This window comes from Micromonospora sp. WMMD714, assembly GCF_029581315.1.
Lineage (GTDB): Bacteria > Actinomycetota > Actinomycetes > Mycobacteriales > Micromonosporaceae > Micromonospora > Micromonospora rifamycinica.
Window position 1 is genome coordinate 5,587,570 of record NZ_CP120744.1, and the last position, 17,554, is coordinate 5,605,123.

General features: G+C 73.8%; 16 protein-coding genes. 5 read left to right on the forward strand and 11 right to left on the reverse strand.

Translation table 11 applies throughout. The features are described 5' to 3' along the window. Window positions 1-13: 13 nt before the first annotated feature. Window positions 14-1,306: an extracellular solute-binding protein gene (locus tag O7625_RS23875; RefSeq protein ID WP_282341700.1), complete on the reverse strand. Its 1,293-nt coding sequence runs from the start codon at window positions 1,304-1,306 to the stop codon at window positions 14-16. A gap of 245 nt (window positions 1,307-1,551) precedes the next feature. On the opposite strand from O7625_RS23875, the gene O7625_RS23880 reads away from it, so the two are divergent. From O7625_RS23880 to O7625_RS23890, 3 genes are all read left to right on the forward strand, one after another. Continuing rightward, window positions 1,552-3,177, forward strand: a complete 1,626-nt coding sequence (locus tag O7625_RS23880; RefSeq protein WP_282341702.1) for a glycoside hydrolase family 43 protein — start codon at window positions 1,552-1,554, stop codon at window positions 3,175-3,177. A 313-nt stretch (window positions 3,178-3,490) separates the two neighbouring features. Then, window positions 3,491-4,684, forward strand: a complete 1,194-nt coding sequence (locus O7625_RS23885; RefSeq protein WP_282341705.1) for an endo-1,4-beta-xylanase — start codon at window positions 3,491-3,493, stop codon at window positions 4,682-4,684. A 7-nt stretch (window positions 4,685-4,691) separates the two neighbouring features. After that, window positions 4,692-5,288 carry a polysaccharide deacetylase family protein gene (locus tag O7625_RS23890; protein ID WP_282265477.1) on the forward strand — a complete coding sequence of 199 codons (597 nt, stop codon included), beginning with the start codon at window positions 4,692-4,694 and terminating at the stop codon, window positions 5,286-5,288. A 141-nt stretch (window positions 5,289-5,429) separates the two neighbouring features. Here the strand turns inward: O7625_RS23890 and O7625_RS23895 are convergent, their stop codons facing one another. From O7625_RS23895 to O7625_RS23935, 9 genes are all read right to left on the reverse strand, one after another. After that, complete coding sequence (locus O7625_RS23895) at window positions 5,430-6,566, reverse strand: hypothetical protein (RefSeq protein WP_282341707.1); 1,137 nt, start codon at window positions 6,564-6,566, stop codon at window positions 5,430-5,432. A gap of 84 nt (window positions 6,567-6,650) precedes the next feature. Then, window positions 6,651-8,423 (reverse strand): type IV secretory system conjugative DNA transfer family protein, encoded by a 1,773-nt coding sequence (locus O7625_RS23900; RefSeq protein WP_282341709.1) that lies wholly within the window; start codon window positions 8,421-8,423, stop codon window positions 6,651-6,653. After that, entirely contained in the window at window positions 8,420-10,156 is a 1,737-nt protein-coding gene (locus tag O7625_RS23905) for an ATP/GTP-binding protein (protein WP_282341711.1), read from the reverse strand. The genes O7625_RS23900 and O7625_RS23905 overlap by 4 nt, the downstream gene beginning before the upstream one ends. Next, window positions 10,153-11,646, reverse strand: a complete 1,494-nt coding sequence (locus tag O7625_RS23910) for an SCO6880 family protein (RefSeq protein ID WP_067306865.1) — start codon at window positions 11,644-11,646, stop codon at window positions 10,153-10,155. Before O7625_RS23910 ends, O7625_RS23905 begins: the two co-directional genes overlap by 4 nt. Window positions 11,647-11,716: 70 nt before the next feature. Next, complete coding sequence (locus O7625_RS23915) at window positions 11,717-12,904, reverse strand: hypothetical protein (protein ID WP_067306867.1); 1,188 nt, start codon at window positions 12,902-12,904, stop codon at window positions 11,717-11,719. Next, window positions 12,904-13,617, reverse strand: a complete 714-nt coding sequence (locus tag O7625_RS23920) for a hypothetical protein (RefSeq protein ID WP_282341714.1) — start codon at window positions 13,615-13,617, stop codon at window positions 12,904-12,906. The genes O7625_RS23915 and O7625_RS23920 overlap by 1 nt, the downstream gene beginning before the upstream one ends. Continuing rightward, window positions 13,614-13,976: a hypothetical protein gene (locus O7625_RS23925; protein ID WP_282341715.1), complete on the reverse strand. Its 363-nt coding sequence runs from the start codon at window positions 13,974-13,976 to the stop codon at window positions 13,614-13,616. The genes O7625_RS23920 and O7625_RS23925 overlap by 4 nt, the downstream gene beginning before the upstream one ends. 115 nt (window positions 13,977-14,091) lie before the next feature. Continuing rightward, a complete protein-coding gene (locus O7625_RS23930; RefSeq protein WP_197700034.1) occupies window positions 14,092-14,418 on the reverse strand; it encodes a hypothetical protein in 327 nt (108 codons plus the stop codon). After that, the gene (locus O7625_RS23935) at window positions 14,415-14,948 is read right to left on the reverse strand and encodes a hypothetical protein (RefSeq protein WP_231932624.1); all 534 of its coding nucleotides are present in this window, start codon (window positions 14,946-14,948) and stop codon (window positions 14,415-14,417) included. The genes O7625_RS23930 and O7625_RS23935 overlap by 4 nt, the downstream gene beginning before the upstream one ends. 184 nt (window positions 14,949-15,132) lie before the next feature. Here O7625_RS23935 and O7625_RS23940 point away from each other — a divergent pair, with 184 nt between their 5' ends. Next, window positions 15,133-15,933, forward strand: a complete 801-nt coding sequence (locus O7625_RS23940) for a transglycosylase SLT domain-containing protein (protein WP_282341716.1) — start codon at window positions 15,133-15,135, stop codon at window positions 15,931-15,933. Between the two features lie 107 nt (window positions 15,934-16,040). Beyond that, on the forward strand, window positions 16,041-16,457 hold the full coding sequence (locus tag O7625_RS23945) for a DUF4913 domain-containing protein (protein WP_282341718.1): 417 nt from the start codon (window positions 16,041-16,043) through the stop codon (window positions 16,455-16,457). 67 nt (window positions 16,458-16,524) lie between these two features. Here the strand turns inward: O7625_RS23945 and O7625_RS23950 are convergent, their stop codons facing one another. After that, a complete protein-coding gene (locus tag O7625_RS23950; protein WP_282341720.1) occupies window positions 16,525-17,523 on the reverse strand; it encodes a zf-HC2 domain-containing protein in 999 nt (332 codons plus the stop codon). Window positions 17,524-17,554: the final 31 nt, after the last annotated feature.

Consider the following 17,554-nt stretch of genomic DNA (forward strand, 5'->3'; position numbering starts at 1 on the left):
GGGTGGGACGTCCCTACTGGGTCTTCGCCACCTGGGTGATGTCCTTGAGGATCTGCGCGGGCGACTTGCTGCCGGCGACCAGGGCGGCGACGCTGTCGTTGACCTGCTGGCCGACGGCCGGCGGGTACGCCTGGTCGAGGTAGAGCTGGAAGCCGGTGGCGGCGGCCAGGGTCTGCGCGACGACCTTGTTGTTGGGGTCGGTGATGGCGTCGGTGGCTTCCTTGACCGTCGGCAGCACCGCGCCGGTCTTCGTGCTGCGGCGCTGGACGTCGGCGCTGAGCAGGGTCTTGAGGAAGTCCATGGTGGCCGGCGGGGCGTCCTTGCCGACGGCGAAGCCGTTGCCGCCGCCGAACACCTCGGTGGCGGTGCCCTTGCCGCCGTCGACGGCCGGGAACGGGAAGAAGCCGAGCTTGTCGCCGAGGCCCTTCTTGCTGGTGGAGCTGGACGCCTGCACCGACGGCGCCCACTGGCCCATCAGCTCCAGCGCGGCGCCGCCGTTGCCCATCGTGGCGGCCTGGCCGTCCGGCGAGCCGTACTCGGCACCGAGGAAACCCTTCTGGAACGGCTGGAGGTCGATCAGCTCCTTGAACCGCTCGCCGGCGGCCACGAAGTCGGGGGTCTCGAAGTTCTTGTCCTTGGCGGCCTGCTGGAGGGCACCGAGCCCACCGATACGCATGGACAGGTAGGCCCAGTAGAAGTGCGCCGGCCACTTGTCCTTGCCGGCCAACGCGACCGGGGTGACCCCGGCGGCCTTGAGCTTGCGGACCACGTCGAGGAGCTCGGCCCAGGTGGCCGGCGGCGCGGTGATCTGCGCCTTGGCGAAGAGATCCTTGTTGTACCAGAACCCGACCATGCCGATGTCGAACGGCACACCGTAGATCTTGCCGTCGACCGTGTAGGGCTCCAGCGAGAGCGGCAGCAGGCCGTCCTTCCAGGGGGCCACGGTCTCGGTCAGGTCCTTGACCAGCCCGGCGTCGACCTGCTGCTTGAGCACGCCACCGCCCCAGGACTGGAAGAGGTCCGGCGGCGACCCGGCCTGGGTCGCGGTGGTCAGCTTGGCCTTGAACGCCTCGTTCTCCAGCGGCTGGATCTCGATCTTCACGTTGCTGTGCGCGGCCTGGTACTCCTGGGCGACGGCCGCCCACACCGGCAGCATCGGCTCGGTGTTCTGGATGTGCCACCAGTTGATGGTCTGCGGGGCGTCCGGGTCGTCGGACGCGTCGTCACTACAACCGCTGAGCAGATAGGCGCCGGCACCGGCGCCAACGAGGCCGAGCAGCGATCTGCGGGAGAGGTGCGCTGACATGATCCATCCCTTCAGGGACTCACGAGGTGCTCGGGCGGCCGGCCGGGCCGGCGGTTTCGAAATGTGTTTCTCCGGAACTTCCAGTGCGTCGCCGGTATTACCGATCGATGGCGGGCACGCTACGAGCTGTTTCCACGCGGGTCAAGCCCTCTGTCCTATCGCGGCGAAAACGGCTAGCGTGTGCAGGGCCGCACAGAACGTGGGTCTGATCCCGAAAGTTTCGTAAGCTGCCCAGAGGAGTGCCCGTGTCGACCGACACCGCTGACGTGGCGACCGCTGCCCGGTCGATCCGCAATCCCGTGCTCTCCGGGTTCCACCCGGATCCGTCGATCCTGCGCGTCGGCGACGACTACTACCTGGCCACCTCGACCTTCGAGTGGTACCCGGGGGTCCGCCTGCACCACTCGCGCGACCTGGTGCACTGGCGGGCGCTGGGCGGGATCATCACCGACCGCCGCCTGCTCGACCTGCGCGGCTGCGGCGACTCCAACGGGGTGTGGGCGCCCGACCTGACCTACCACGACGGCGAGTTCCACCTCGTCTACAGCGACGTGGCCAGCTTCGCCAGCGGCTACTGGGATCCGCAGAACTTCCTGATCACCGCGCCCGACATCACCGGCCCCTGGTCGGACCCGGTCAAGCTGCACGGGCGCGGCTTCGACGCCGCGCTGTTCCACGACGACGACGGCACGAGCTGGCTGCTGGCCATGAGCGCCGACTGGCGGCCCGGCCGGGACCGCTTCGGCGGGATCGAGATCCAGCAGTACGACCGGGCCGCCCGCCGCCTCGTCGGCCGGCCCCGCATCCTGTTCACCGGCACCCCGGTCGGGGTGACCGAGGGTCCGCACCTCTACCGCCACGACGGCTGGTACTGGCTGATCACCGCGGAGGGCGGCACCAGCTGGGAGCACCAGGTCACGGTGGCCCGCTCCCGGGAGCTGTTCGGGCCGTACGAGGTGGACCCGGACGGCCCGCTGCTCACCTCGGTCGGCCGCCCCGACCTGCGGCTGCAGAAGGCCGGCCACGGCAGCCTGGTCCGCACCCCGGACGGCGGGTGGTACCTGGCCCACCTGGTCGGCCGCCCCTACTCCCCGCTGGGCAGCTGCGTGCTGGGCCGGGAGACGGCGATCCAGTACGTCGAGTGGCCCGCGGGCGGCTGGCCCCGGATCCCCGGCGGGGTACCGGCGGACGAGATCACCGCACCCGACCTGCCGGCGCACCCGTGGCCGGCGGAGCCCGCCACCGACCACTTCGACACCGCCGAGCTGGGTCCGGCCTGGTCGACGCTGCGCCGACCGGCCACCGCGGACTGGATCGACCTGCGGAGCCGCCCCTCGCACCTACGGGTGCACGGTGGGCAGTCCCCGGTGGGCCGACAGGCCCCCAGCCTGGTCGCCCGACGGGTCGGCGCGAGCCGCTGCGCGCTGGAGACGGTGGTCGAGTTCGACCCGGTCGACCACCGCCAGCTGGCCGGCATCACCGCCTACTACAACACCCTCAACTGGCACCACCTCTACCTGACCCGGGCGGACGACGGGCGGACCGTGCTGGAGCTGCTCAGCTCCGACAACGGCCGGCGCACCGCCCACCCGGAGCTGACCGTCGACACCGGTGACGCGACCCGGGTCGGCCTGCGCGCGGAGTTCGACGGCCCGGTGGTGCGCTTCGGTTACGACCTGGGCGCCGGTTGGCAGCCGCTGCCGATCGAGCTGGACGCGACCATCCTGTCCGACGAGCACGCCGCCCTGATCATCGACGGCGAGCCGGCGGCCTGGGGGTTCACCGGGGCGTTCCTCGGGCTCTGGGTCCAGGACCTCGGCGGCGACGGGGCGTACGCCGACTTCGACCTGGCCGCCTACCGGGAGCACTGACCGACCGCGCCCACGACCGGCTCCGGGTGGAGCCGGTCGTGGGCGTGCCCGGGGGCGACCGACCCACCGCCCCATCGACCGCTACCGAAACAGTTGCGATGATCGTCCGCCGCGTTGACCAGGAGTTCCGGAAGTTTCGATGGTTGACCCGGCCGGCTCCCGCTCGTAACGTTCCAGTCGGCTTCCGGAAATTGATCGCTGACTATCGGTTGGCTCCGGTGCGGCCGGCCCCGCGCGCTGCGCTGGCGGTGCCGCACCCCTCCCCCACCTCACCGCCGTCGACCTGTCGACGTGCCCCGGGAAAGGAACGCGGATGATGCTCAGACGGTGGATGGCTGCCGGGTTGGTCGCCGTCGCGACCGCCGGCGTGTTGAACGCCGTGCCGGCGACGGCGCAGCGACCGTACGACCCGACCGCGCAGAGCCTGCGCGCCCTGGGCCAGCGCCACGGCCTGTACGTCGGCACCGCTGTCGACATGGTCGCCCTCGCCGACCCGGCCGAGCCCCGGTACCGGGAGATCGTGCGCGACGAGTTCTCCACGGTCACCGCGGAGAACGTGATGAAGTGGGAGTCGCTGGAGCCGACCCGGGGCACCTACGACTGGTCGGCGGCCGACGAGCTCGTCGCCACCGCCCGACGCAACGGCCAGAAGGTCCGCGGCCACGTGCTGGTATGGCACAGCCAGTTGCCCAAGTGGCTCACCGACGGGGTGGCCGACGGATCCATCGACAACACCGAGCTACGGTCGATCCTGCGCAAGCACATCACCACCGTCGCCAGCCGCTACCGCGGCAGGATCTGGCAGTGGGACGTGGTCAACGAGGCGGTCAGCGACCCCTGGGACACCCCGTCCACCCTGCACTACAAGGGCTTCTGGGCCGAACACCTCGGCCCGGGTTACGTGGCCGACGCGTTCCGCTGGGCCCGCGCCGCCGACCCGACCGCCCTGCTGTTCTACAACGACTACAACATCGAGGCGTTCGGCTCCGGCGACCCGGCCAACGACAAGACCCAGTTCGTGTACGACATGGTCAAGGGGCTGCTGGCCCGGGGCGTGCCGATCGACGGGGTCGGCAGCCAGGGCCACCTGGGCACCCAGTACGGCAACTACGACACCCTCCAGGTCGCCGACGCGCTGCACCGCTTCGCCGGGCTGGGGCTGTCCACCGCGTTCACCGAGGTCGACGTGCGCAGCCGGTTGACCGACGGGGTGCAGGCCGGCGACTCCGAGGAGATCAACCCGCGGCTCCAGGCGTCCGCCGCGAACTTCCACGTGCTGTTGCAGGCCTGCCTGGCAGAGCCGCGCTGCCTGTCGTTCACCGTCTGGGGCTTCACCGACCGGCACTCCTGGGTGCCCGGCACCTTCGACGACCCGCCGCAGGGCCTGGCCACCATCTACGACGAGAACTACCAGCCCAAGCGGGCGTACCAGGTGATGAAGGGCGACCTGATCTACGCCGGCCCGCCGTACGTGCGGATGCGGGCGACGCCGAAGCCGCGCCGGTAGGCCGGCGGTGAGCGCCGACATCCTCGACACGGCCCGGGGCGGCGGACGGGTGGTCAGCCTCACCTTCGACGACGGCCCGAACCCCACCGACACGCTGCGGCTGCTCACCGTCCTGCGGCGGCACCGGATCACGGCGGTGTTCCTCCTCTGCGGTGAGCAGGTGCAGGCCCACCCCGACGTGGTCCGCCGGATCGTGGCCCACGGTCACCGGCTGGGCAACCACAGCATGCACCACGACGACATGACCTCCTGGTCGCCCGAACGGATCGAGGCGGATCTGCGGGAGACCAACGAGGCCATCCGGCGGGCCGTGCCGGACGCCCGGATCCGGTACTTCCGCGCTCCCTACGGGGCGTGGGGGGCGAGCCCCGCCGTGGCCGCCGCGCTGGGCATGCGGCCGCTCGGCTGGCGGCTGGCCGTCGGGGACTGGGAGCCGCCGGGCACCGACGAACTCGTCCGCCGGCTGCTCGACGGGGTCACCCCCGGCGCGGTGGTGCTGCTGCACGACGGCGGCGGGGACCGCAGCCAGAGCGTCGCCGCGGTCGACCGGGCCGTACCGGTGCTGAGGTCACGTCGCTGGCGGTTCGCCCTGCCGGCCCACTGAGCGGCGACGGCCGGTGCGGGTGCTGGGGCGGGCCGGGGGCGGGGTGTGCCCCCGCCCACCCGCCACGACGTCGGGGTGCCGCCGGGTCCACGTCCCGGGAGACGGCGGCACCCCGACAAGGGCGGTCACGACCGGCGGGTGCTACCGGACGACACCGCCACCGCCACCACTGCTGCCACCACCGCCCCGCCGGTGCTGGTCACGGGTGCGGTCGGTGCCGTTGCGCCGGCTCGCCGGCTCGTGGGACGAGCCGCTGTCGCGGCCGGTGGTGCGGGAGGTGTGGCCCCGGGAGGTGTGGTCGCGCGAGGTGTGGTCGCGCGAGGTGTGGTCGCGCGAGGTGTGGTCGCGCGAGGTGTGGCCCCGGGAGGTGTGGTTGCGCGAGGTGTGATCACGGGAGGTGGTCCCGCTCCTGCGGTGCGAACTGGCGGTGTCGGCGATCTCCCCACGGGACTCCGTGTCCTGGTGGGAGCGCCTCGGCTGCTCCCGGGGGCCGCGGGTGACCATGAGCCCGGAGCCCACCCCGTGCACGACGGCTCCCGAGTTGCCGGCCGTGGTGTCCTGACCCGGCGCGTAGCCGACGCCCCAGGTGAGCGCGCCCGCGGCGGCCACCGCGCCGTAGGCGGCCCGGACCAGGTCACCCTGCCGGCCCGCGCGCAGCGAGTTGACCACCTCCTTGCCCACCACGTACGCGCCGGGGCCGGCGGCCAGGGCCAGACCCACGCTGTTGGCCACCGCGTTGCCCCGCAGCCCGGCGGCGCCCTGCACCCCGGGCGACGCGACCATCGACACGAAGTTGACGATCTTCTCGTCGTTCTCGTAGATCCAGTTGCCGGTCGCCTTGATCAGGGTCATCACCCGGTTCCCGCTGTCCAGCGAGTGCTCGCTGGTTTCCCCCTCGCTCCACTCGACACTGATCGAGTCACCCGGGCCGGGGCTGCTACGACCCGAGGAGTTCGACGAACCGTGCGGCTGGACCACGTCGGCCTGGTAGTCGGCCGCATCGTACGGCTGGACCACCAGGTCCTGGTAGTCGGCCGCGCCGTACTGGCCGTAGCCGGACGCGACGGACGAGCTGCTCGGCACGTCCTGGCTGTAGTTGCTCGGGGTGTAGCTGACCGGCCCGTAGCTGACCTGGCTGTAGTTGCTCGGCGTGTAGTTGCTCGGGGTGTAGCTGACCTCCCCGTACTCGTTCTCGGTGGGTGGGTAGTGGATGCTGTTGCCCTCGCTGCCGGTGGAACTCCCGGTCCGGCCCGGCGGCGGCTGATGGGGTGAAGACACCTGCGCTCCTCAGTGCTCGACCAACGGATGACACGCCCTTTACGACCGGCCCGGCGTCCTGGTTCAGCCGGCGGTCGGGGTTTCTCACCGGTTCGCCTGCCACGGCGGCGCGGTGGCCTTGCCGGCGGCCCGCTCGGTGATCGCCGCGACCTCCTGCCGGGCCTGCGCCGAGATCCGACCCGCGTCCGGCTCCTTGTACCAGGGCCGCAGCGTGATCACCGCCGGCCGGATGCCGGTGGCCAGCAGCAGGGCGGTCCCCTTCGGCAGCGCCCGGATCCGGTCCGGCGGCAGCACGTGCTCCTGCCGGTACGAGGTGGACCGGGACGAGCCGTCCCGGCTGCGCGAGACGCTGACAGTGCTCACGTCGTGCTGGCCGACCAGCTTCGAGACCTTCTCCACGAAGTCCGCGTCGTCCAGCCCCGCGCCGAGCAGCTTGATGGTGGCGGCGCCCCACAACGCGTCCATCCCGGCCTCACCCCAGACCCGCGACCCCTGCCGGTAGCTCTGCAACAGGGTCACCACGTTGATCCCCCGGGATCCGAGGTGCGAGTACAGGTCGGGCAGGTCGGAGATCCGGCACACGTTCGCCGCCTCGTCCAGCACCGCCGTCATCGGCGGGTCGAGGCGGCCACCCATCCGCTCGGCGGCCACCACGCCCGCCCGCAGGGTCGCGTCGGCCAGGCCGGCGATCACCCCGGCGGCGGAGCCACCCCCGTCCTTGGAGAGCAGGTAGAGGGTGTCGCGGCCGAGCACGTGCCGCTCCGGGCGGAACTGCGGCAGGTACGGGTCGGGGGACACCCAGGCGAGGATCTCCGGGTCGAGCAGGCACGCAACGCACTGCCGGGCCGTCTCGTAGATGCCGTCGCGGGTCTCCACCGCCCCGCGTACGGTGCCCTGGAGCTGCTCGGCCATCGCCGCCATCCCGGCGTCGCGGAGCAGGTCGATCGGGGTACGGTCGGCCGGGTCGGCCAGCCAGCCGAGCAGTTCGCCGACGGGTGCCCGCCCCCGGGCGGCGGCCAGGAAGAGCGCGGTCAGGGTGTTCTGCGCCGCCGAGATCCAGAAGTCCTTCTTGGCGGTGTCGTCGTTGACCGAGGCCACGAAGTGCCCGGCCAGCCGACGGGCGCCCTCGATGGTCACGCAGTCGGCGAGGAGGTCCCACCACATCCGACGGGGCACGTGGGCGATGCCCTGCGGATCGAAGGTCCACACCGTACCGACGCGTTCCCGCTCGGCCCGGGTCACCGCGTACACGTCGGACTTGTTGGAGGTCAGCAGCACCGCGCCGCGGGCCCGCAGCACCCGGGGCACCGCGATACCGGTGGACTTGCCGGCCCGGGGGGCCATCAGGTCCAGCTCCACGTCCTCGAAGGAGGAGCGCAGCTCCGGGCCGTTCGGCGCGAGGTCGCCGAGCAGGTTGCCGGTCTCGTCCGGGGCCAGCTGCCGCACCCCGGCCAGCGAGGGACGCAGCTCCCGGGCGCGGGCGGCGATCCCGGCAGGCGTCAGCGGGGCCAGGTCGCGCACCCGGGCCAGCCCGACGCCCCGCCCGCGCCGGTCGAGCAGCCCGCGCCCGACCGTCACCGCCGGCACCACGACCAGCACCGCCACCACCAGCATCCCGGAGTAGACCGCGTACGGCGACACACCGGGCCAGAGCGTGCCGGTGTCACCGGAGATCAACGCCAGGTACGCGCCGAGGGTGAACGGCGGCGGGTGCCAGCCGTGCCCGGTCACCGCGGCGCCCAGGGTGCCGCCCAGCCAGGCGACCGTGAACAGCGCCGCGTTGGCGAGGACCACCAGGCAGAACGCCCAGAAGAACAGGTCGGCCCCGCGGGGGGAACCCGACGACATCCGGCTCATCCCCGCCACCCTGGACCGCCCGCGACGGCCTCGTCGGCGAGGTGGGCCAGCTCCGGCCGGGTGGCCAGGTTGCCCAGCTCCGCCTCGGCCTCGAAGACCGCCTGCCGGGCCGCCGCCCGCTCGGCGGCCTGCTGGGCTGCGTACCCGTTCTGCACCCAGCGTTGGTTGGTGTCGTGCAGCCGCCGCTCGGTGTCGGTGATGGACACCCGGATCGGGATGCCAGGCCGACCACCCACCTTGATCAGGAACCGGCCCCGCCCGGGTGGTTCCTCGTCGCTGCCGGTGCTCGCCCACCCCGGCGGCGACGACCAGGAGGAGACCAGCTCGATCTCCCGTTTGGACAGGCCGATCACCCGACCCAGGTCGGTCATCTCCGCCGCCGGCAGGCCGGCGCAGGCGACGATCCCGGCCCGCTCCACGAAGCCGCGCGCCTTGGCCCGGTCGGCGTCGGAACCCAACGCCTCGGCGTCCTTCAGGGTGTGGGTGATCTTCGCGTCGCCGAGGCCGAGCGACCGGTTGAGCCGGGTCAGCGCGTCGATCCGGTCGACGATGCCGGAGGCGGCCCGCAGCGGTCGCCACAGCTCGTCCAGGATGGTGAAGAACCAGCGGCGGGGGGCCAGCCCGGCGTCGGCCATGGCGTGCGAGGCGGCGACCGTGCCCAGGCCCTCGGACCAGGCGGCCAGCATCGCCGCCGCGGTGAGCTGGGTGTCCGACTCCCCGATCCGGGAGATGTCGATGCAGACCGCCGGAGCGTCCGGGTCGATCCGGGTGGAGGTGGTCGAGCCGAAGGTGTCGCCCAGCGCCCCGTCGAGAATGCCCAGCAACGACCGGTGCAGCGGATCCACCGCGTCCCGGTAGCGGCTCTCCTGACCCCGGTCCAGGGTCACCGCGCGGACCCGGTCCGGCCCCTCCTCCAGCACCCGCAGCAGGTCCGGCAGCAGCGGCGCCCGGTGCTGCGGGGTCCGGTCCCGCAGATGCCGCAGGCAGGCCGAGAGCACCGACTGCTCGTGATCGTCCAGGGCGCGGCCGCGCACGATGGTCAGCAGCGCCGCCACCATGTTCAGCACCCGGCCGTGCGTCTCGGCGGCCAGCGCCCGGCCGGCCCGCCCGCCGATCCGCTCGGCGGCCAGCCCCATCGCCCCCGGGTCCAGCACGTTGATCCCGCCGACGCCCCGGCCGATCGGGATCACCTGCCCGCCCAGCGCCCGGACCGTGTCGGCGTAGTCCGGCTTGAGGTCACCGAGCACCAGCGGCACCACGCCGGTCGCGGCCAGGCCCACCGCCATCCGGTTGATCAGGGTCGACTTGCCCAGGCCGGGCATGCCCAGCATGAACAGCGACGGATTGGAGATGTACCGGGCGCGGGTGAACCAGGAGATCGGATCCCCGCAGACCGTGGCACCGGTGAACAGGTGCTGCCCGAGCGGCACCCCGGACATCGGCGCACCGGAGCCGGCCGAGAACGGCCACAGCCCGCACGCCTGGACGGTGGTGGCCCGCCACATGGTGGGCGCGTCGAGGTAACCGACCCGGCCGCCACCGGCGCCCTCCCAGCCCCGGGTCGGCACGGGCAGCTCACGGCGGGGCCGCGACGGCCGGGTCTTCTTCGGCGGGGTGGGAGCCCCGTCGTCCGGGTCGCCGACCAGCCCGGTCAGCGCGGTCCGCGCCCCCGAGGTCCCGGCCGGCCAACCCGCGCCGAGCCCGTCCGCGCGCGGTGCCGGTACGCCGGTCACATCGCCTCCTGGAGTTCGTGTGGCAGCACGGTCTGCTCCCACGGAAGGATTCCGGTGGGCAGGGTGCAGCTGAACGCCGCCGCCTGCATCCGGTGGGCCGGTCGCATCGCGATCCGGGTGGCCCCGGTCATGTTGCGGACCAGCACCGATGCGTCGTCGAGCTGGGACCGGTCGTCGACGGTGACGGTGAGCATCAGCGAGAACTCCACCAACCCGGCACCGGTGGCCTCCTCGGCGGCGGCCTGCTCGGCGGCGCGCACCTCGGCGGCGGCCCGCGCCTGCACCATGCCCCGCCCGGAGGTGGCCATGAACTGCGCGGTCCGCCGGTCCGCCTCGACGATCCGGGCCGAGGTCGCCGGGTCGATCGGCCGGTAGAGCAGCGCCACCCGCTTGCGCCGGGTTCCGGCCGAGGCGTCGAGCATGGTGCGCAGCACGCTGGAGCGCACCGTGCCCCGGGGGGCCAGGGTGAGCAGCCAGGTCCGGGAGACCCCCGAGTCGTGCTGGTAGGCGTCCACCGACTCGACCGCGGCGACCGGCCCGCAGTCGGCCCACTCCAGCCCGGTCCGGCCGTGCTCGGCCCGGACGCTGAGCACCTCGGCGGCGCAGGCCGGGTCGTACGCCACCCGGACCACCTCGGCGATCTGCTCGGCCGACAGCGGCTCGGCGACGCCCCCGCCGGCACCGATCAGCCCGGTCAGCAGGCTGGGCACCCGGATCGCCAGGTCGGTGACGACGTCCTCCGGATCGCGCCGTGCCCCGCCCACCGGGGCATAGCTGAGGGTGATGTACGAGTTCATCTCCGACGACGCGGACGGGTAGTCGTCGACCACCTCCTCCAGCACGGCGCGGGCCGCCGCGGGAGCCGCCGCGTCCAGCCGGGGCAGTACCTCGGCGGCGAGCCGGGTACCCGGGTCCGGGGCGGTCTCCACCACCACCGAGGCGCCCCGCAGCCCCGGCTCGTGGGCGAGCCGGGACAGCCACTCGCCCCACAGCGACACCCAGGTGTCCACCTGCTCCGGGTCGACCAGCGACCCGCCGTCGGGCTCGCAGCGCAACACGATGGTGTACAGGTTGCGGCTGCGGTGGTGCAGCACCCCGAACGGCCGGTCGTAGGCGTCCCGGCCCTCCCGGGCGAGCACCCCGGCGAGCAGGCCGGGCGGTGGGAACCGGCCACCCGGCCGGGCCGACAGCGGCCCCGAGACGTACAGGTGCTCCCGCCGCGCCACCCGACGGGACCAGCCGATGCGCAACGCCAGGAGCTGGTACAGGTTGCGGCCGTCCTGGGTGCGTACCGCCATCGGCAGCAGGGCCACCACGAGCGGTGCGCCGACCACCAGGGCCGCCTGGAGCGACGCCAGCGAGGCCAGCAGCACCAGCACCAGCCCGCCGAACACCCCGACCGTGCCGACCAGACCGAGTGGACCCAGCCCGGCCCGGCGGGGCCGGCGCCAGTTGCCGTACGTCGGTTCGATGGTGGCTTCCGTCGACATCGTCTCTCCCTCATCTCAGCGGGCCGACGACCCGGCCGGGGCTCTCCCCGGCGGTCGTCGGCCCGCGCCGTCAGTTGTGGCCGGCGTCGCCGTCCGCGCCCGACACCGTGCCGGCCGCCATGTTCCGACCGGCCCGGGCCGCGCGGTGCGCCCCGTCGATCGCGACCCCGACCGGTCCGGCCAGCCGGGCCGCGGAACCCGCGGCCGCCGCGCTGCCGCCACCGGTACGGCCGGTGCGCCCTTCGCCACCGGTCGAGCCCCGCCCGCCGGTGTCGCCCCGCCGGCCCTGCGGTCCCCGTGCCCCGGACGGGGCGCCGCCCCCGCCACCGCCCTGCGACAGGGCGGATCCCGCGACCCGTTTCGCCCCGGAGGCGACCATGCCGCCCGCAGCCGAGACGGCGGTCCCGGTGGGGTCGCCGGTGCCCAGCGCCGCCGTGGCCGGCACCACGATCTTGAGCAGCGCCGGCAGGGCCACCGCCGACAGCAGCAGCACGCCGATGCCGGCGATCCGGATGTGTGAGGAGTTCTGTGTCCGGCTGCCGACGGCGAGCATCTCCGCACCGGAGAACATGATCAGACCGACGGCGGGTTTGTAGAGCAGCCACGCCACCGTCCAGCCGATGTGCTTGCGCCACCAGCCGGCACCCCAGTTCGTCATCGACGCGGCGGCGGCCAGCGGCAGGGTGCCGAGCATGATGGTCATCACGCCCAGCCGCAGGTAGAGCATCAGCACGTGCACGATGGCGGCGATCAGCAGCAGGAAGGCCAGCACCAGCAGCAGGAACGACTCGATGGTGGAGCCGTTGTCCACACACGGCACCCCCATCACGACCTCCATGGCCGCCGACTTGAGCAGGTGGTCGGAGAAGCCGTCGGAGAGGCTGGCCGCGCGGCCCACCACCCACGAGCCGGCCCCGGCGACCAGGATGACCCGCAGGAAGCCCTGCAACGCGGTCCGTCCGGCGGTGCCCTTGCGCTCCATCGCCATCCGGGCACCGGCGAACAGCACCGACCCGATCGCCAGATAGGTGACGACCCACTCGATCTGGTCGCTGATCAGGCTCGGCACGTCGTCCGGGCCGCCCTCGGTCGTGGTGCCCAGCGTCGGCACCGAGGCGCTCAGCTCGGCGAAGATGGAGATCGCGGCGGCCAGCATCAGGTTGGCGATCATCCGGACCAGGGTGCCGATCGGATCGGCGAGGAACGAGAAGAAGCCGGTGATGATGTCGAGCGGACTCGGGGGTGAACACCCGCCCATCACTTCCTCCAGAGGGTGTAGCCGGCGCTGCCGGTGACCGTGCCGATGGAGGCGTGCACCACCCCGGCCCGGGACGGCACCAACTTCCAGTCCCCGGCGTCCCAGCGCAGCTCGACCAGGGTCGCCACGTATCCCCCGGCACCGGTCTTGACCAGCAGCTGCACCCGCGCCGTGTTGGCCGCGTAGCGGGCGAGGGCGAAGCCGGCGTAGCTGCCGCCACCACGGCTGGTGACCACTCCGGCGGCGGCCTCCAGCCGGGCCACCAGCACGTCCCGGGCCGGTCCCGGCAGCACCTGCCGGTCGGTGACGGCCCGCCAGGCGGGTCCACCCAGCTGGGTGGGCACGGCGTGCGCCGCCAGCACCGCACCGATCGGGGTGTGCGCGAAGCAGCCGAGCACCCCGTCGGCGGTGCGCGACGGTCCCTGCGTCGCGGAGACCGGCACCCGGTCCCCGCCGTCGAGGGTCCGCCAGGTGACGTCGTCCGGCGGCACCGCCGGTCCCGCCGCCACCACCGGCCGGGGCGGGCACTGCGCCACCTGCGCGACGGCGGTACGGCCCACCGGGTCGACCGGCGTCTGCCCGGTCGCGCCGGAGGACACCCAGGCCACGGCCGCCAGCAGCGCCATCCCGACCAGGAACGCCACGGAGAGGAGCCAGCCGCGCTCGGTCCAGAACGGCGGGTCCGCCGGGGACCGGCCGCGCCCGCCGATCACTGTGGCTGCCCGGCGGTGGTGCCGGCGCCGCCGAGGAAGAAGTTCGCCAGCGGGCCGGCGACGGCGACCAGGATGCAACCACCGAGCACCAGGCCGAGCCGGGACATGTGCTCGGAGCTCTCCCCCCGCTTCACCGAGATCGCCATCATCGTGCCGGTGATCAGCACGCCGGCCACCCCGGCGGCGGTGCCGGCCCAGGCGATCAGGCCGAGCAGCTTGTTCACCAGGCCGGTCAGCTGGCCCGGTGCGTTGGGGGTCGGGTTGATCCCGCCACCGGTGGCGGGGGTCGGGTCGAGGGCCATCGGGAACCGGACGACCAGGTAGGCCGCGGCGTGCTGGGACAGGCTCGTGAACGACATCGGAACAGCTCCTTCGGGCAGGGGGCATCGTCGGACGCGTCGACGACGCCCCGACGGTGACGGGGTGGGACGGGCCGGCAGTGCGGGATGCGCTGTCCGGCCGGCGGCGATCGGCTCAGAGTCCGAGGTCGCCGAAGAACATGACGAGTGGTCCGGCGGTCGCGCCGAGCACGCAGCCCAGCGCGACGAACGCCGCCCCACGGAAGTGTTCGCTCATCTCCCCGGGCACGCCCCGGTTGAGCTGGACGGCCATCGAGATGCCGAGGATGAGCAGCCCGGCGACACCGGCGGCGCTGACCCCCCAGGCGAGCAGGTTCAACAGGTCGTCCGCCGCGCCGCCGGCCGGGTTGTAGGGCGGTGGAGGGGTGAAGGCCGGCAGCGGGGAGGGCCCGGCCGGCCCGAGCACCGGCAGCCGGGTGAACAGCCCGTGGTCGACGGTCACGACGTCCTCCCGTCCCCGGCCAGTCCGGTCGCCGCCCGGAGCTTCTCCAGCGCCCTGGGCGCCCGTGCCGGCTGCTGTCCGAGCCGCCAGGCGGGTATCCAGGGCACCCGGTGCACCGGGGTGACCGAGCGCAGCACCCGGATCCGCCGGGCCAGCGGCGGCGGCAACCGGCCCGGGGCGTCGGCCAGCAGCACGAGGCCGACCAGCCGCATCCCGGGCGGGTGCCGGCCCTCCCGCAGGGCGTTGAGCGCCCGGGACACCGCCCGCATACCTTCGGCGTCGGTCCGGCCGACCAGCATCACCGTGGCCGGCTCCGCGCGGGCCGCGTCCGGCCACCGGCAGCCCAGGTCGGTGCCGCCGAAGAGTCGGCTGAGCGTCGTCGCGCCGGCACCCCCGTGCGCCGCGATCCAGCCCAGCCCCGCCTCGGACAGCGACCGCCGGGGCGGCCCGCCCGGCCCGGGGCCGGGCCGGGCGGACGTCGGCCCCGGTGGCACCCGTGCTGCCAGGCCCCCCGTCGTCGCGGACCCCATGCACCCCACCTCCTCGGAAATATCGATCCAGTTCGTCGGCGTCCCGGTTGAACCACCCCGGGTCCGGTCCCGTCTGTACGGCGGGCCGGGCGGTCGACGGACGCCTCTACGGGGGCTCCCGCCCTCCGGTTCACGCCGAGCACGAACTTTTTCCACAGCGGTGGCGACCAGCCTGGGAGGCGACATGGCAGCGTCCGACAACGACGGCGCGGAGCCGACACAGAAGTCCAACCGGAGCACCGCGGCCCTGATCGGCGCGGCCGTGGCGGCCGGACTGAGCTGCCTGGCCACCCCGGTGGCCGGGGTGATCGGCGCCGCCGGCGTCTTCGTGATCGGCGCGCTGGGCGTGCTGCTGGCCCCGCTGGTCGCGTTGATCCTGCTCTTCGGTGGCGGCGGCTCGGCCGACCCGGTCCGCGCCGCCGACGACTCGCTGGCCGCCGCGCAGGGCGACGGCAAGGGCGCCCTCGACCCGGAGCAGGTGCCCGAAGGGCTGGCCGACAGCATCGAGGAGGCCGGGAAGACCTGTCCCCAGATCGGTCCCGTGGTGATCGCCGCGCAGATCGAGGTGGCCTCCGGGTGGGATCCGGCGAAGGTGGGTGCGAACGGGGAGAAGGGCATCTCCCAACTCCCACCCGAGGTCTTCACGAGGTACGGCAAGGACGCCGACGACGACGGCGACACCGACGCGACCGACGAGGAGGACTCGATCGCGGCCCAGGCCGCCCACGTCTGCGCGCTGGCCGCACAGGCCCAGGCCCTGCTGGACAACGGCCAGGCGATCGGTGAGGTGCTCGATCTGACGCTCGTCGCGTACGCCGTCGGCATCGACGAGGTACGCCGGGCCGGCGGCGTCCCCTCGACCAACGAGGCGCAGCTCTACCTGGCCCAGGTGCGGTCCCTGTTCGCGAAGTACCAGGGGCTCGGCGGCCCACCGCCGTCGTTCCCGCCGACCGCGACGCCCAGCGCCGAACCCACCGGCGACTGAGCCGACCCGCCGCCGAGCCCACCGGCGGACCCCGACCCGGGCGGGCCGACCGACCGGGGACGACCCTGCGGGCCCCGACCCGACCGACACACCGACGAGGAGTTCCGATGACGGTGACGCAGCAGGAGCAACGCCCCGCCGAGGACGGGTCGCCGGACGACCCGCCGACCACCTCGCCGTTCATCCTCTATCTGCGCGACGACGAGTACACCGAGGAGCTGACGCTGCTCAGCAACTGGGTCCGGTTGCTCCTCGTACCGGTCTACGCACGGGAGGTCTCCTCGGCCGCGCCCTGGTGCGGGCAGTGGTGGCGGCACCCTGAGGCGGTGGCCCAGTTACACGGCCTGTGGCTGGCCTGGCAGGAGCTCACCGGGCCGGACGCCGGGTTGTGCGGTCCGGCGAACTGGCACCGCGACTACCTCGAACCGGTGCTGAACAGCCTGCGCAACCCGGCGGGCCCGTTCGCCGGGTGCAAGGTGGGGGCGCACCGGGCCAAGGAGGTCCCGCACACCGAGCCGTACTGACGACGCCGGGCGGACCCGCCCGGCGGCTGTCCGGGCTGGCCCGCCCGGGGACGGTCACCGGGACGGCTCAGCGGGAGATCGGGGCGGTGACGACCGCGGTGCCGTCCACCAGTCCCACCGTGACGAAGGCGAGGTCGGCGACCGGCAGCGACAGCTCCCCGGTCACCTCCTGCGGCCCGGTCGAGGCGGTCCAGTCGCGTACCACGTGGGTGGCGCCGTCGCGGGTCACCGCGAACAGCCGGTAGCGCAGGCCCTGGCGCAGGCCGGTCGCGGTGATCCGGATGGTGGAGCCGGTCCCCTCGTCGGTGGTGATCGCCACGGAAAGGCTCACCCCCTGGGCCGGTGCCTCCCCGGTGGCGGTGAGGACCACCCCGCTGCGGCCACCGAAACCGGTGACGACGGCGACCCCGCCGGCCAGGACGACGGCCGCCACCGCGGCGGCCACCCCGCTCCAGAGCACCAGCCGGCGACGCCGGGCCGGGTCGGCGGGTCGGCTGCCGGCCGCCGTGGACGTCGTCCCCGGTCCGCCGCCTCCGGGGCGGCTGCCCGCTGGCCGCCTCCCGCCCGGACGGCCGCCGTCGGCGGCACGCGGGCCGGTACCCCGGCGAGCGCCCCGAGGGGCCGCCCCACCGGCGGTCACGGCCGGGGTCACCGCCGTGCCCGGCTGTGCGTCGGCAGCGGTGGCCGCCGCTGTCCCGGCGGGCGGGTCGACCTTCCCCGGGGGCGGGTCCGCCCCCGCTCCGACGTCGGTGCCGGGGGCCGTGCCGGGAGCGTCGGGCACCACGCCGGTGGCCGGGGCGACGCCGGCCGGTGGGTGGCCCGCGGGGGGAGCGAACTCCGCGGGTGGCACGAACTCCGGCAGGCCACCCAGGTCACCCCAGTCGGCGGCGTCGAGCCCGCCGAGGGCGCTGGTCACGCTGCCCATCTCCGCCGCTGCGGACAGGCACTCCCCGCAACCGGCCAGGTGTGCCTCGAAGGCGACCCGGTCGGCCTCGTCGAGCGCGCCGAGCAGGTAGAGGGCCAGGGCGGCGTGCTCAGCGGTGGGATGTTCGCCGCCGGTGCGCATCACGCCCTCCTTCTCGACCCGGAGACACCGG

Coding starts and splice junctions, on each gene's coding strand:
- O7625_RS23945 (WP_282341718.1), top strand. CDS start 16,041: ATGACGGTGACGCAGCAGGAGCAACGCCCCGCCGAGGACGGGTCGCCG.
- O7625_RS23910 (WP_067306865.1), bottom strand. CDS start 11,646: ATGTCGACGGAAGCCACCATCGAACCGACGTACGGCAACTGGCGCCGG.
- O7625_RS23885 (WP_282341705.1), top strand. CDS start 3,491: ATGATGCTCAGACGGTGGATGGCTGCCGGGTTGGTCGCCGTCGCGACC.
- O7625_RS23925 (WP_282341715.1), bottom strand. CDS start 13,976: ATGTCGTTCACGAGCCTGTCCCAGCACGCCGCGGCCTACCTGGTCGTC.
- O7625_RS23875 (WP_282341700.1), bottom strand. CDS start 1,306: ATGTCAGCGCACCTCTCCCGCAGATCGCTGCTCGGCCTCGTTGGCGCC.
- O7625_RS23940 (WP_282341716.1), top strand. CDS start 15,133: ATGGCAGCGTCCGACAACGACGGCGCGGAGCCGACACAGAAGTCCAAC.
- O7625_RS23935 (WP_231932624.1), bottom strand. CDS start 14,948: ATGGGGTCCGCGACGACGGGGGGCCTGGCAGCACGGGTGCCACCGGGG.
- O7625_RS23915 (WP_067306867.1), bottom strand. CDS start 12,904: ATGGGCGGGTGTTCACCCCCGAGTCCGCTCGACATCATCACCGGCTTC.
- O7625_RS23900 (WP_282341709.1), bottom strand. CDS start 8,423: ATGAGCCGGATGTCGTCGGGTTCCCCCCGCGGGGCCGACCTGTTCTTC.
- O7625_RS23950 (WP_282341720.1), bottom strand. CDS start 17,523: ATGCGCACCGGCGGCGAACATCCCACCGCTGAGCACGCCGCCCTGGCC.